At 56.7% G+C, this 13,587-nt stretch carries 15 protein-coding genes and 1 other annotated feature; of the genes, 3 read left to right on the forward strand and 12 right to left on the reverse strand.

All coding sequences use genetic code 11. The features are described from left to right. Positions 1-5 precede the first annotated feature (5 nt). The 3 genes from FOY96_RS12680 to FOY96_RS12690 are packed head-to-tail and all read left to right on the forward strand — an operon-like array spanning position 6 to position 3,404. Positions 6-1,187, forward strand: a complete 1,182-nt coding sequence (locus tag FOY96_RS12680) for an acetyl-CoA C-acetyltransferase (RefSeq protein WP_143347192.1) — start codon at positions 6-8, stop codon at positions 1,185-1,187. A 44-nt stretch (positions 1,188-1,231) separates the two neighbouring features. Continuing rightward, positions 1,232-2,623, forward strand: a complete 1,392-nt coding sequence (locus FOY96_RS12685; protein ID WP_048979470.1) for a GntP family permease — start codon at positions 1,232-1,234, stop codon at positions 2,621-2,623. Positions 2,624-2,633: 10 nt separating this feature from the next. Next, entirely contained in the window at positions 2,634-3,404 is a 771-nt protein-coding gene (locus FOY96_RS12690; protein WP_143347193.1) for a 3-hydroxybutyrate dehydrogenase, read from the forward strand. 40 nt (positions 3,405-3,444) lie between these two features. On the opposite strand, the gene selO is transcribed toward FOY96_RS12690, so the two are convergent. The 12 genes from selO to rpmI form a co-directional block, all read right to left on the reverse strand. Further along, positions 3,445-4,887: a protein adenylyltransferase SelO gene (gene selO, locus FOY96_RS12695; RefSeq protein WP_143347194.1), complete on the reverse strand. Its 1,443-nt coding sequence runs from the start codon at positions 4,885-4,887 to the stop codon at positions 3,445-3,447. Between the two features lie 61 nt (positions 4,888-4,948). After that, positions 4,949-5,665 carry an EAL domain-containing protein gene (locus tag FOY96_RS12700; protein WP_032657851.1) on the reverse strand — a complete coding sequence of 239 codons (717 nt, stop codon included), beginning with the start codon at positions 5,663-5,665 and terminating at the stop codon, positions 4,949-4,951. A gap of 294 nt (positions 5,666-5,959) precedes the next feature. Further along, positions 5,960-6,424: an NlpC/P60 family protein gene (locus FOY96_RS12705; protein ID WP_008500650.1), complete on the reverse strand. Its 465-nt coding sequence runs from the start codon at positions 6,422-6,424 to the stop codon at positions 5,960-5,962. A gap of 74 nt (positions 6,425-6,498) precedes the next feature. After that, the gene (btuD, locus tag FOY96_RS12710) at positions 6,499-7,254 is read right to left on the reverse strand and encodes a vitamin B12 ABC transporter ATP-binding protein BtuD (RefSeq protein WP_143347195.1); all 756 of its coding nucleotides are present in this window, start codon (positions 7,252-7,254) and stop codon (positions 6,499-6,501) included. Next, positions 7,254-7,805, reverse strand: coding sequence for a glutathione peroxidase (locus FOY96_RS12715; protein ID WP_023311298.1), 552 nt, complete (start codon positions 7,803-7,805; stop codon positions 7,254-7,256). The genes btuD and FOY96_RS12715 overlap by 1 nt, the downstream gene beginning before the upstream one ends. 34 nt (positions 7,806-7,839) lie before the next feature. Continuing rightward, on the reverse strand, positions 7,840-8,820 hold the full coding sequence (gene btuC, locus FOY96_RS12720) for a vitamin B12 ABC transporter permease BtuC (RefSeq protein ID WP_143347196.1): 981 nt from the start codon (positions 8,818-8,820) through the stop codon (positions 7,840-7,842). 103 nt (positions 8,821-8,923) lie between these two features. After that, positions 8,924-9,223 (reverse strand): integration host factor subunit alpha, encoded by a 300-nt coding sequence (gene ihfA / locus FOY96_RS12725; protein ID WP_003857805.1) that lies wholly within the window; start codon positions 9,221-9,223, stop codon positions 8,924-8,926. 4 nt (positions 9,224-9,227) lie between these two features. After that, complete coding sequence (gene pheT, locus FOY96_RS12730) at positions 9,228-11,615, reverse strand: phenylalanine--tRNA ligase subunit beta (protein WP_143347197.1); 2,388 nt, start codon at positions 11,613-11,615, stop codon at positions 9,228-9,230. Positions 11,616-11,630: 15 nt separating this feature from the next. Then, positions 11,631-12,614: a phenylalanine--tRNA ligase subunit alpha gene (pheS, locus tag FOY96_RS12735; protein WP_003857809.1), complete on the reverse strand. Its 984-nt coding sequence runs from the start codon at positions 12,612-12,614 to the stop codon at positions 11,631-11,633. Positions 12,615-12,676: 62 nt separating this feature from the next. Beyond that, positions 12,677-12,801: a sequence feature (Phe leader region), on the reverse strand. Continuing rightward, positions 12,752-12,796 carry a pheST operon leader peptide PheM gene (gene pheM / locus FOY96_RS22980; protein ID WP_001386830.1) on the reverse strand — a complete coding sequence of 15 codons (45 nt, stop codon included), beginning with the start codon at positions 12,794-12,796 and terminating at the stop codon, positions 12,752-12,754. (Overlaps the previous feature by 45 nt.) A 117-nt stretch (positions 12,802-12,918) precedes the next feature. Continuing rightward, positions 12,919-13,275, reverse strand: coding sequence for a 50S ribosomal protein L20 (rplT, locus tag FOY96_RS12745; protein WP_000124850.1), 357 nt, complete (start codon positions 13,273-13,275; stop codon positions 12,919-12,921). A gap of 50 nt (positions 13,276-13,325) precedes the next feature. Beyond that, positions 13,326-13,523: a 50S ribosomal protein L35 gene (gene rpmI, locus FOY96_RS12750; RefSeq protein WP_003030583.1), complete on the reverse strand. Its 198-nt coding sequence runs from the start codon at positions 13,521-13,523 to the stop codon at positions 13,326-13,328. Between the last annotated feature and the right edge of the window lie 64 nt (positions 13,524-13,587).

Consider the following 13,587-nt stretch of genomic DNA (forward strand, 5'->3'; position numbering starts at 1 on the left):
TCACGATGAAAGAAGTCATGATTGTCGGGGCAACGCGGACCCCCATAGGCAGTTTTCGCGGCTCGCTATCGTCCCTTTCAGCGGTTGAGCTAGGGGCCGTAGCGGTGCGGCACCTGCTGGAGAACAGCGATCTTCGCGAAGAACAGGTAGATGAACTGATTTTCGGACAGGTGCTGACGGCGGGATGCGGGCAAAACCCCGCGCGTCAGACGGCCATCGCCGCCGGATTACCCGTCAGCACGCCGGCGACAACGGTCAACCTGGTCTGCGGCGCGGGCCTAAAAGCGGTGCAGCTCGCCGCGCAGGCGATCCGCTGCGGCGACGCGGACATGGCTATCGCTGGCGGTCAGGAGAGCATGAGCAACGCTCCCTATCTGCTGGACGGCGCGCGTGCAGGGCTCCGTTTTGGCCATACGGGCCTGCAGGACAGCATGATTACCGACGGCCTGTGGGACGCGTTCAACGATTACCACATGGGGATTACCGCTGAAAACGTCGCCCGGGAGAATGCCATTTCCCGCGAGCAGCAGGACGCCTTCGCTGCCCGGTCGCAGCACAAAGCGGCCTCCGCCATCGAAGCGGGTAGCTTTGACGCCGAGATAGCGCCGGTGACGGTGAAACAGGGCAAAAAACCGCCGCTTATCGTCCGCCGTGACGAACAGCCCCGGCCAGGCACCACCGCTGAGCAGCTGGCGCAGCTGCGCCCCGCCTTTTTGCAGGCGGAAGGCACGGTCACGGCCGGAAATGCGTCGACGCTCAACGACGGTGCCGCCGCGGTGCTGCTGATGAGCGGCGAAAAGGCGCGGGAGAGCGGTTTGCCGATCCTCGGTCGCATCGTGAGCTACGCCGTGACGGGCGTTGACCCGTCGGTAATGGGCATCGGTCCGGTCAGCGCCTGCCGGACGGCGCTGGCGCGGGCGGGCTGGACGCTCGATGACGTGGATCTCATTGAAGCCAATGAAGCCTTTGCCGCCCAGGCGCTGGCGGTAGGCAAGCAGCTCGGCTGGGATGAGCGCAGGGTGAACGTTAACGGCGGCGCTATCGCCCTGGGTCATCCGATTGGCGCCTCCGGCTGCCGCATCCTCGTGACGCTGCTGTACGAAATGCAGCGCCGTGACGTCAAAAAAGGGCTCGTCACCCTGTGCGTGGGCGGCGGGCAAGGCATTGCTCTGACCGTCGAGCGTTAAGCATCTCGTTGATACCCGAATAATAATTAAAGTGAGGAGTCGTAATGAGCGTGTTAATTGCCCTGGCGGCGCTGGCGCTGCTGATGCTGGCGGCCTATCGCGGATACAGCGTTATTTTGTTTGCGCCGATTGCGGCGCTCGGCGCCGTGCTGCTGACCGATCCGGGTGCCGTCGGCCCGACGTTTACCGGCCTGTTTATGGAAAAGATGGTGGGCTTCGTCAAGCTCTACTTCCCTGTGTTCCTGCTGGGGGCCGTTTTCGGCAAGCTGATTGAGCTTTCCGGTTTCTCACGATCTATCGTCGCGGCCGCGATTCAGATCCTCGGTCGTCGCCACGCCATTCCGGTGATCGTCCTGGTGTGCGCGCTGTTAACCTACGGCGGCGTGTCGCTGTTCGTGGTGGCGTTTGCGGTTTACCCTTTTGCCGCGGAACTGTTCCGCCAGAGCGGCATCCCCAAGCGGCTGATCCCGGCCACCGTGGCGCTGGGGGCGTTTTCGTTTACCATGGACGCCCTGCCCGGCACGCCGCAGATCCAGAATATCATCCCCACCAGCTTCTTTGGCACAAACGCCTGGGCCGCGCCGTGGCTGGGGCTTATCGGCTCTCTGTTTATTATCGTTTTTGGCCTGCTCTGGCTGGAGCGCCAGCGTCGTAAGGCGTTCAATAACAACGAGGGCTACGGCACGGATCTGAAAAATGAACCCGAGACGCCGGATAACATTAACCTTCCGCACCCGCTTATTGCTATCTCCCCGCTGCTTGTGGTGGGCATACTGAACCTGCTGTTTACCCGCTGGATCCCCGGCTGGTACGGCACGACCCACGAGCTTACTCTGCCCGGCCTGGCGAAACCGATTGTGACCGAGGTGGGCAAGATCACCGCCATCTGGGCCGTCGAGGCTGCGCTGATCTCCGGTATCGTGCTGGTGCTGATTTTTGGCTTTCGCAATATTCGGGGTCGTCTGGCTGAAGGCAGCCGGACCGCGGTGAGCGGTGCCATTCTGGCGGCGATGAATACCGCCTCGGAATACGGTTTCGGCGCGGTGATCGCCGCCCTGCCCGGGTTCCTGGTGTTATCCAAAGCGCTGGCGGCCATCCCGAATCCGCTGCTGAATGAGGCCATCAGCGTGACGGTGCTTGCGGGGATCACCGGCTCGGCGTCCGGCGGGATGAGCATTGCCCTCGCCGCCATGTCAGACTCGTTTATCGCCGCCGCCCACGCCGCCAATATCCCGCTTGAGGTGCTGCACCGCGTGGCCTCGATGGCGAGCGGGGGGATGGATACCCTTCCCCATAACGGCGCGGTGATTACCCTGCTGGCGATTACCGGCCTGAGCCATCGTCAGGCCTACGGCGGCATTTTCGCTATCACCCTCATTAAAAGTCTGGCAGTGCTTTTTGTCATTGCCGTGTTCTATCTGACCGGCATTGTGTAAGGAGAGAAAGATGAATCTGAACGGTAAGACCGCGCTGGTGACGGGCTCGACCAGCGGCATTGGACTTGGGATCGCCCGCGTGCTGGCGAAGGCCGGAGCGCAGCTGATCCTCAACGGTTTCGGCGACAGCGAATCAGCAAGAGAAGAGATTGCGCAACTGGGCAAAAAGCCGGGCTATCACGATGCGGACCTGCGTGACGTGCTGCAAATTGAAGCCATGATGCGCTACGCCGAATCGCAGTTTGGCGGCGTGGACATTCTTGTCAACAACGCCGGGATACAGCATGTCGCCCCGGTTGATGCGTTTCCGGTGGAGAAATGGAACGACATTATCGCCATTAATCTCTCCTCGGTATTTCACACCAGCCGGCTGGCGCTGCCAGCCATGCGCGAGAAAAACTGGGGGCGCATCATCAATATCGCCTCCGTTCACGGGCTGGTCGCGTCAAAAGAGAAGTCAGCCTACGTGGCCGCCAAGCATGGCGTAGTGGGCTTTACGAAATCGCTGGCGCTGGAAACTGCCCGCACCGGTATTACCGCCAACACCATCTGCCCCGGCTGGGTACTGACGCCGCTGGTGCAACAGCAAATCGACCAGCGCATCGCTGAAGGCGTCCCGCCGGAGCTGGCTCGCGATCGGCTTCTCGCGGAGAAACAGCCTTCGGGCGAGTTTGTTACCCCGGAGCAGCTGGGTGAACTGGCGCTGTTTTTGTGCAGCGATGGCGCCGTGAACGTTCGCGGCGCCGCGTGGAATATGGATGGCGGCTGGGTTGCGCAGTAATTTTTGCCGGGTAAGGCGACGCCGCCACCCGGCAAAATCGCTAGCTTGAGCAGCTGACCTCCAGCCGCTTGCCCCAGTCAGGCGGGCGGCTGACGTAGTCATCATCCCGGTCGGCAAACGGCGTGCGCAGCGCCAGATGCAAACGGTGTAGTTCGTCGTATTCACCCTGCTCTGCCTGCTCAATCGCCCGCTGCGCCAGCCAGTTGCGCAACACCATCGCTGGATTCGTCGCGTTCATCTGCGTCTGTCGGACAGCGTCATCTACCTGCTCCTGCTGCAGCCGCGCGCGGTAAGTGGCAAACCAGTCGTCAAACGCCTGTCTGTCAATAAACTCGTCGCGCAGCGGTGAGGCCGCACTGTGCTGCTCCGTCTGGCTCAGCATCCGGAAGGTACGGGTATAATCGCTGCCCTCGCGCGCCATCAGGGCAAACAGACCGTTGAGAATGTCGTTATCGCCCCTCTCCTGCGTCATCAGCCCCAGCTTGTTGCGCATCAGCGTGCCATATTCTCGCAGCAATATGTCCTGATAGCTGTCGAGCGCATCATTGAGGGCATCTACGTCGATGAACGGCGACAGGGTTTGCGCAAGCCGCTGCAGGTTCCACAGGCCAACCGCTGGCTGATTATCAAAGCTGTAACGTCCCTGATAGTCGGAGTGGTTGCAGATATAGCCAGGCTGATAATCGTCCAGGAAACCAAACGGACCGTAATCAAAGGTCAGCCCCAGGATCGACATGTTGTCCGTATTCATGACGCCATGCGCAAAGCCCACCGTTTGCCAGCGGGCAATCAGGCTTGCGGTACGGGCAACCACATCCCTGAACCAGAGAACGTATTTATCCGCCTCGTTCTGCAAATGCGCCCAGTGGTGACGAATGGCAAAATCAGCCAGCTGGCGAACCTTGTCCGGCTCGCGGCGATAGTAAAAGTGCTCGAAATGGCCGAAGCGCAAATGGCTTTGCGCAATACGCATCAGCATTGCCCCTTTTTCCACCGTTTCGCGCGCTACCGGCGTATCGCTGGTGATAATCGACAGCGCGCGCGTAGTGGGAATACCCAGGGCATGCATCGCTTCGGACGCCAGGCACTCGCGAATCGTTGAACGCAGCACCGCGCGCCCGTCGCCCATTCGCGAATAGGGAGTAAGGCCTGCCCCTTTCAGGTGCCAGTCAACCGTTCCCCCGTTGGGAAGCCGTTGTTCGCCGAGCAGGATCCCCCTGCCGTCGCCCAACTGCCCCGCCCAGACGCCAAACTGATGTCCGCTATAGACCTGAGCCAGAGGTTGCATCCCGGCGAGAAGCGTTTCACCGCCCCAGACGCCAGCGCCCTCTGAAAGCTGAAACAGCTCAGGCGGAATGGCCAGCTCTTCTGCAAGCGAATCGTTATGCCAGATAAGGCGTGAATTTTGTAACGGTGTTGGTTTGAGTGCGGTGTAAAAGCCAGGCAACTCGTCATGCCAGTGAGCAGTAAAAGACAGGGTCATAAGTCCTCCTGCTTTTAGTGTAGAGGGTTTACCCGGACTTAAACACGGGCGAAAACAAGGGTTATCGCTGCTGAACCAGCGATGTAACGTGCTCCGCAGAGACGGCTGGCCAGAGTGCGCCCTGCATGGCGCCAAAATTGAAGGACAAAACGCGTTGCAACAGGCCGTGGTCGTCAATGCCCGAGACGATCACTGACTGGCAGTGCGGCGTGATTTGCCAGAGGATGGCGCGCATAAAGGGCTCAAAAGAGAGCTCCGGGGCACGCTGCTGAATGAAGCCTTTGTCGAGAATAACCCGTTTAAATAATCCATCATAGACCGCTTTGAGCGATGCGGCACCTGCGCCAAAGTTTGCCAGGACCAACGGGAAATGGATTGCCATTCTCGCCAGCTGCAGATCGTCCTTTCCGTTATTTAAACCTGGATAATTCTCATTAACAGTAAACTCAAGAAACGGGTAACGCTCAAGGATTGAAACAGCGTTTCCATTACTTAATAAAAATTCAACTATTGCAGGTGTAATATTGATCCATGCAATTAACTGATGCTGAATAAAAAACAGTTTACAGGTATCAAGCAATTGCAATTTTTCGTTAAACAGCACTAACTCTTCAGCTGCTGAAAGCCGAGGGATAACGAGCTCAGTGGGGATCCGCACATCGCTGCCGACGCCAGTAAAGTTAACCAGAACCTCTAAACCTTTAAGCTCCCCTGCGCTATTACGAGCAGGCAGAAGCAGCAGTTCAGACTGGTAAGCATTATCTAGCGTAATAATCATTGCACTCGCTCCGCATTAAAGATGAGAGAGGACATCCTGGAGCAATTGCCGACACAATTCCACTGTCTTGATTTTAATAAGATTAATTTCATTAGTTCCGTATTTATTTTCAGATTTATCCCTGAATCTAAAATAATTTTATCCTGGTTGCCGAATAATAGCCAGTTTTAGATAAAACAGACACATGCAGGATTCGCTAATTTTAGATAAATTTAACTTTAAGCATCTTATTTGAGAAAAAACGGCATGATTTATTAGATACCATGCCGTCATAAGAGAAGTGTCTGACAAAGACTATATACGTCGTGCCTGCCAGAAATTTTTACGCCAGTAAACATTATCAAGAGAAGAGCGCATCACCCCGCGGCTTGTCGAGGCGTGAATGAACTGATTGTCTGTATCATATATCCCCACATGAAGACCGCTTTCACCCGATCCGGTTTTGAAGAAAACCAGGTCCCCGGGGAGAAGATCGTCTTTATCAATTTCAGTGCCAATTTCGGCCTGCTTGCGCGTTTCGCGCGGAAGCTGTAAATCAAACTTATCGCGGAACGTCATCAGAACGAAGCCGGAACAATCTACGCCGCCGCGGCTCATTCCGCCGTAGCGATAAGGCGTGCCGCGCCAGTTGCTCAGCTGATCGTTGAGGCTGGCAATGACGGTGATCGAATCTGAAAGCCGTGGGTTAGGCGGCGGCGCACGATGGCTACTGCATCCCGCAAGAAAAAGTGCGGCCATCAGGAGAAACCAGAATCGCATTTTCAGACGAATCCTCTGCTTTTTTTGTTCTTTTCGTAATTTAGCGTGCAATTGTGCTAAGAGGCAAGAAACGGTTACGTCTGCCCGGTAGAAATCAGCATCTTATGTCCCTCAATATCCAGCCTGCGGAACGACATGTTGTACGCGCGGGCAAGATGGGGCGGCGTAAGAACCCGATCCCGCGCGCCGCTGGCGATCATCTTTCCCTGCGACAGCAGCCACACCCGGTGGGCATGACGCAGGGTGTGGTTGAGGTCATGACTGCTCATCACCACGGCGATACCTTTTCGGCTCAGGGCGCTTAACAGCGTATCCAGTGCCGCCTGCTGCGCCACGTCCAGACCGCTCATGGGTTCATCGAGAAGCAGCATTCGCCCGTGAGGATTACCTGCCGGGTGGATCTGAAGAATGACCGCCGCCAGACGCACCCGCTGCCACTCTCCGCCGGAAAGCTGGCTGGCATGCCGGGACAGTTTATCTTCCAGCCCCAGGGCTGCGGCCACGTCCGTCAGCAGTGCCGTCTGTTGTTTGTCGTGCAAATGCAGCATCAGATAGTGCCAGACCGGCATCGCAAAGGGCGGCACCTGCTGCTGCACGAGGTAACTGCGCCGGTGCGCCAGCGAGACCGGTGACCAGTCGGCGAGCGTATGCTCCAGCAGCGTTATCTGCCCTTCTCCGTCGGTCATGCCTGCCATCCGTGCCAGCAGCGTGCTCTTCCCTGCACCGTTTGGCCCGACAAGATGCAGGATTTCTCCCGCATTGATGGTACCGGTTATCGGTTCCAGACGTCCCCTCTCGGCAACGTCCGTGAGCTGCATCAGCAACGACATTATTTCGCCAGCGCCAGCTTGATCGATTCCATGACGATCGGATCTTCAGGGGTCATGTCCGGCGAAAAACGCTGAACGACCTGGCCGTCGCGGCCAATCAGGAATTTTTCAAAATTCCACAGGATATCGTCCGGGTAAAGCGGCGCGCGGCCTTTGCTGGCCATGCGTTCATAAAAACCGCTTCCTTCCGGCGCAACGGCCTTCGGCGCGGCAGCGATCAGCTTCGCATACAGAGGATGGCGGTCTTCGCCGTTGACATCGATTTTGCTGAACATCGGGAACGTCACGCCATAGGTGGTGCTGCAGAAGGTTTTAATCTCCTCTTCGCTGCCCGGCTCCTGGCCCAGGAACTGGTTGCACGGGAAGCCCAGTACGGTGAAACCGTCTTTCTCCCAGGCCTTCTGAATGTTCTCCAGCTGTTCGTACTGCGGCGTCAGGCCACATTTGGATGCCACGTTGACGATAAGCAGCACGTTGCCTTTGTAGCCTTCCAGCGTGGTGTTATCGCCATCAATGGTGGTCACTTCAGTATTCAGGATATCTGACTGCATAGCATTCCCTCAGGTTGTCTTACGGCTTGTTGAATTAACGTCCAGCTTTTAATAGTAGCCAGATAAATACCGGCGCGCCCAGCGTGGCGGTCACCACGCCAATCGGCAGCTCTGCGGCCGTCAGGGCAAGCCGGGCGATGATATCAGCCACCAGCAGCGTGACGGCCCCGGCAACCGCCGAGGCCGGAAGCAGGGTCCGATGGTCCGTGAGGCCACACAGACGCAGCATATGCGGAATAACCAGCCCGATAAAACCGATCGCGCCCGCCAGAGCCACGCTGACGCCGACCAGCCAGCCAATGACGATCACCAGCACATTACGCCAGAACCCAATCGGCATGCCGAGCTGGCGGGCAGAGGTTTCACCCAGCGCGAGCATATTCAGCGGCTGCGCCTGCAGGGCAGCCCACACGATAACCGGTACCAGCAGCGCCATCAGCCAGCCCTGGTGCCAGTCAACGCCGCCAAAGCCGCCCATCATCCAGTACATCAGCTGACGCAAGTCAAAGGATGTTGAGAAGTAGACCGCCCAGGTCATCAGCGCGCTACAAATGATCCCCAGCGCCACGCCGGCAAGCAGCAGGCGGCTGGTCGATAAGTGCCGTCTGGCGAAACGAAGAAGGATCGCGGTGATTAGCAGCGCGCCGAGGATAGCGCTCAGGCTAATACTCCATCCGGAGAGTTCTCCCCCACCCAGCATCACCGCCGCAATCAGGCCTACGCCTGCGCCGTTTGACACGCCGAGCAGCCCGGGCTCCGCCAGAGGGTTATCAAACAACGCCTGCATTATGGTGCCGCACAGCGCCAGCGCGGCGCCGACCAGAACCACCGCGACGGTGCGCGGCAGGCGAATTTGCCAGACGAAGAGCTGCCCGTCAGGCCCCCACCAGCTTTCAGGCCCGATCCATCTGTCGCCCGCGCAGAGGCTCACGCCCGCGGCGACAATGAGCAACAGCACCAGCAAAAGCAGGTGACGCTTATCGGAACGGTGCTGGCGATGGGCATAATCAAGCATGTGTACGGTTTTAGTAGCGAGAGATGTAATTGATTTTACGGCGGGTTTGCCGGAGAGCGCAAAGAAAAAAGGCCGCGTGGGCGGCCTTTTTAGTTAGTTCATATTACTCTGCTTTGGGCGTTGCGTTTTCGACACGGCTTTTCAACTTCTGGCCGGGTCTGAAGGTCACCACGCGGCGGGCTGTAATGGGAATATCTTCCCCCGTCTTCGGGTTGCGGCCCGGACGTTGGTTTTTGTCTCGCAAATCAAAATTGCCAAAACCGGAGAGTTTTACCTGCTCACCATTTTCCAGAGCACGACGGATCTCTTCGAAAAACAGCTCTACCAGCTCTTTGGCATCCCGTTTGCTAAGCCCAAGCTTATCAAACAGATATTCTGACATTTCAGCTTTTGTAAGCGCCATAGGTTCAATCCCTCAATGATGCCTGGAATCGCTCTTTTAATGCCTCTACACATTTGGCGACGGTAGCGGCAATCTCCTCTTCTTCGAGTGTACGGCTGGTATCCTGAAGGATAAGGCTAATAGCGAGGCTCTTGAAACCTTCTGCTACGCCCTTGCCGCGGTACACGTCAAATAAGTTTACGCCAACTACCTGATTTACGCCAACTTTCTTACATTCGGCCAAAATATCTGCTGCAGGCACATTTTCCGCGACCACAACCGCGATATCACGGCGGTTTGCCGGGAAGCGGGAGACGTCCTGAGCCTGAGGAATAACACGGTCAGCCACCGGGTTCCATTCCAGCTCGAACACGATGGTACGGCCGTTCAGATCCAGCTTACGCTCCAGCTCAGGGTGAACAACCCCAATAAAACCAACGCGTTTGCCGTCTAAATAGATAGCTGCGCTCTGGCCCGGATGCAGAGCCGGGATAGCTTCTGCGCGGAATTCAATTTCAGATAATTTACCGGTCAGATCCAGAATCGCTTCCAGATCGCCCTTCATATCGTAGAAATCAACCGTGCCTTTTGCCAGGTCCCAGTGCTCTTCATAGCGGTTGCCGCTGATGGCGCCAGCCAGCATGAGATCCTGACGGATGCCTAAATTTGCCTGATTATCCGGTACAAAGCGCAAACCGCTTTCGAAAATTCGCACGCGGTTTTGCTGGCGATTCTGGTTATAAACGACAGTGCCCAGCAGGCCCGTCCACAGAGACAGACGCATCGCGGACATTTCGCTGGAAATTGGGCTTGGCAGGATCAGCTCCTCCTGACCCGGGTGGATCAGCTGCTGCAGCTTTGGATCAACGAAGCTGTAGGTGATCACTTCCTGGTAGCCTTTGTCGTTCAGCATGGTTTTCACGCGCTTCAGGGACAGGTCGGCTTCGCGGTGGGTGCCCATCACCAGACCTGCCTGGACAGGCTCGTCAGGGATGTTGTTGTAGCCGTAAACGCGGGCCACTTCTTCCACCAGATCTTCTTCAATTTCCATGTCGAAACGCCATGATGGCGCAACGGCTTTCCATTCGTCCTGGCCTTCGGTTACTTCACAGCCCAGACGTTTCAGGATGTCGGTTACCTGCGCATCGGCAACGTGGTGACCAATCAGGCGATCCAGCTTGCTGCGGCGCAGGGTGATGGTCGCACGCTTCGGCAGGGCCGCTTCGTTGGTGACGTCGATAACCGGGCCCGCTTCACCGCCGCAGATGTCGATCAGCAGGCGGGTCGCACGTTCCATCGCTTTGTACTGCAGTGCCGGGTCAACGCCGCGCTCGTAGCGGTGAGAGGCATCGGTATGCAGGCCGTGGCGGCGTGCGCGACCGGTGATGGAGAGCGGGCTGAAGAACGCGCATTCCAGCAGGACGTTTTGCGTCTCGTCGTTGACGCCCGAGTGCTCGCCCCCGAAGATACCGCCCATTGCCAGCGCTTTGCTGTGGTCAGCAATCACCAGGGTGTCGGCGTTCAGTTTCGCTTCGCTGCCGTCGAGCAGAACCAGGGTTTCGCCCTCTTTCGCCATGCGCACAACGATGCCGCCGTCGATACGGTCTTTATCGAACGCGTGCATTGGCTGGCCCAGCTCCAGCAGAACGTAGTTGGTCACGTCGACCACGGCGTCGATAGAGCGAATACCGCAGCGGCGCAGCTTCTCTTTCATCCACAGCGGAGTTGGCGCTTTCACGTTGATGCCTTTCACCACGCGACCGAGGTAGCGCGGGCAAGCATCCGCAGCGTCAACCTGGATAGGCAGCACGTCACTGATGGTCGCTTCAACCGGCGCGATTTCCGGCGCGTTCAGCTCAGTCTGGTTCAGCACGGCCACGTCGCGCGCCACGCCGATGATACCTAAGCAGTCGGCACGGTTTGGCGTGACGCTGATTTCGATAGTGTTGTCATCAAGCTTCAGGTATTCACGGATATCGGTGCCGATTGGCGCATCCAGCGGCAGCTCAATAATGCCGTTGTGATCGTCGGAAATACCCAGCTCGGAGAAGGAGCACAGCATGCCTTCAGACGGCTCGCCGCGCAGCTTAGCCGCTTTAATTTTGAAATCACCCGGCAGCACCGCACCGACGGTCGCCACGGCCACCTTCAGGCCCTGACGGCAGTTTGGCGCACCGCAGACGATATCCAGCAGACGGTCACCGCCCACGTTTACTTTTGTTACGCGCAGTTTGTCAGCATTCGGGTGCTGGCCGCACTCGACCACTTCGCCAACGACCACGCCGTTGAAGGCACCGGAAACCGGCTCAACGCCGTCGACTTCCAGACCTGCCATGGTGATCTGGTTAGAAAGCGCGTCGCTGTCCAGGGTGGTGTTCACCCACTCGCGTAACCACAGTTCACTGAATTTCATTGTTCTGTCCTGCCCTTATTTAAACTGTTTGAGGAAACGCAGATCGTTTTCGAAGAATGCACGTAAGTCGGTCACGCCGTAACGCAGCATGGTCAGACGCTCCATGCCCATGCCGAAGGCAAAGCCGGAGTAAACTTCCGGATCGATACCCACGTTGCGCAGCACGTTTGGATGCACCATGCCGCAGCCCAGCACTTCCAGCCATTTGCCGTTTTTACCCATCACGTCAACTTCCGCAGACGGTTCGGTGAACGGGAAGTAGGACGGACGGAAACGAACCTGCAGATCTTCCTCAAAGAAGTTGTTCAGGAAATCGTGCAGCGTGCCCTTCAGGTTGGTGAAGCTGATGTTTTTATCAACAATCAGACCTTCCATCTGGTGGAACATTGGGGTGTGGGTCTGATCGTAGTCGTTACGATAGACGCGGCCCGGCGCGATAATACGGATTGGCGGCTCCTGCTCCTTCATGGTACGGATCTGAACGCCGGAGGTCTGAGTACGCAGCAGACGCGTAGCGTCGAACCAGAAAGTGTCGTGGTCAGCGCGTGCCGGATGATGGCCAGGAATGTTCAGGGCGTCGAAGTTGTGGTAATCATCTTCGATTTCCGGGCCAGTCGCCACGGTAAAGCCGAGCTCACCGAAGAAACTTTCAATGCGATCGATGGTGCGGGTAACCGGGTGCAGACCACCGTTTTCGATACGGCGACCCGGCAGAGAAACGTCGATCGTCTCTGCGGCCAGACGCGCATTCAGCACCGCGCTTTCCAGCTCGGCTTTACGCGCGTTCAGCGCCTGCTGTACCTGCTCTTTGGCTTCGTTAATCACCGCACCTGCTGCCGGGCGTTCTTCTGCCGGCAGCTCACGCAGGGTTGTCATCTGAAGGGTCAGGTGCCCTTTCTTCCCAAGATATTCGACGCGGACATTGTCTAACGCGGCAACATCTGAGGCCTGATTAATGGCGGCTGTTGCACTGGCAACCAGCTCTGCGAGATGTGACATGATTTTCCTCATTATGTCGGTGCAGACACCGATTTGGTGGAGTTATTCTCTCAAATTCAGGCACAAAAAAAGCCTCCATCGGGAGGCTTATCTGGCGCTGTTTTTCGTTTCATCTTTCACGCGCTAGCCTCCTGAAATCAGGTGCTAAAGTAAAAGAAGAAGCGGAAAATAGCAGCATTCATGCTTGCGTTACCTTGTCTGGTAAAAACCGTTAAGACCTTATTGAAAAGCCTGGACGGATAAATGTCAATCTTCTGATGGTGTTAAATGAAAAGAGGGAGCAAAGCCCCCTCTCTCAACTGGCTTATGCCAGTGCTGCTTTCGCTTTTTCGACCAGAGCGGTGAACGCTACTTTGTCGAATACTGCGATGTCAGCCAGGATCTTACGGTCGATTTCAACAGAGGCTTTTTTCAGGCCGTTGATGAATTTGCTGTAAGAAATACCGTTCTGACGTGCTGCTGCGTTGATACGCGCAATCCACAGTTGACGGAACTGACGCTTACGCTGACGACGGTCACGGTAAGCGTACTGACCTGCTTTGATAACAGCCTGGAAGGCAACGCGGTATACGCGTGAACGCGCACCGTAGTAGCCTTTAGCTTGTTTCAAAATTTTCTTGTGACGTGCACGTGCAATTACACCACGTTTTACGCGAGCCATATGTGCTCTCCTGTATCTATATTCTTAGTAAAAAATTAAACGTTAACGGCTTATGCGTACGGCAGGCACGCGATAACCAGACCCAGATCGCCTTTAGAAACGAGGCCTTTTGGACGCAGGTGACGTTTACGCTTAGTAGATTTTTTGGTCAGAATATGACGCAGGTTTGCGTGCTTACGCTTAAATCCACCACCACCGGTTTTTTTGAAGCGCTTAGCAGCACCGCGTACGGTCTTAATTTTTGGCATCTTAATAACTTCCACTTCGCATTGTTAAATAAACGAAACATAGGCGAACAAAACCTATGAAACC

Source organism: Enterobacter asburiae (genome assembly GCF_007035645.1).
Classification (GTDB): Bacteria; Pseudomonadota; Gammaproteobacteria; order Enterobacterales; family Enterobacteriaceae; genus Enterobacter; species Enterobacter asburiae_B.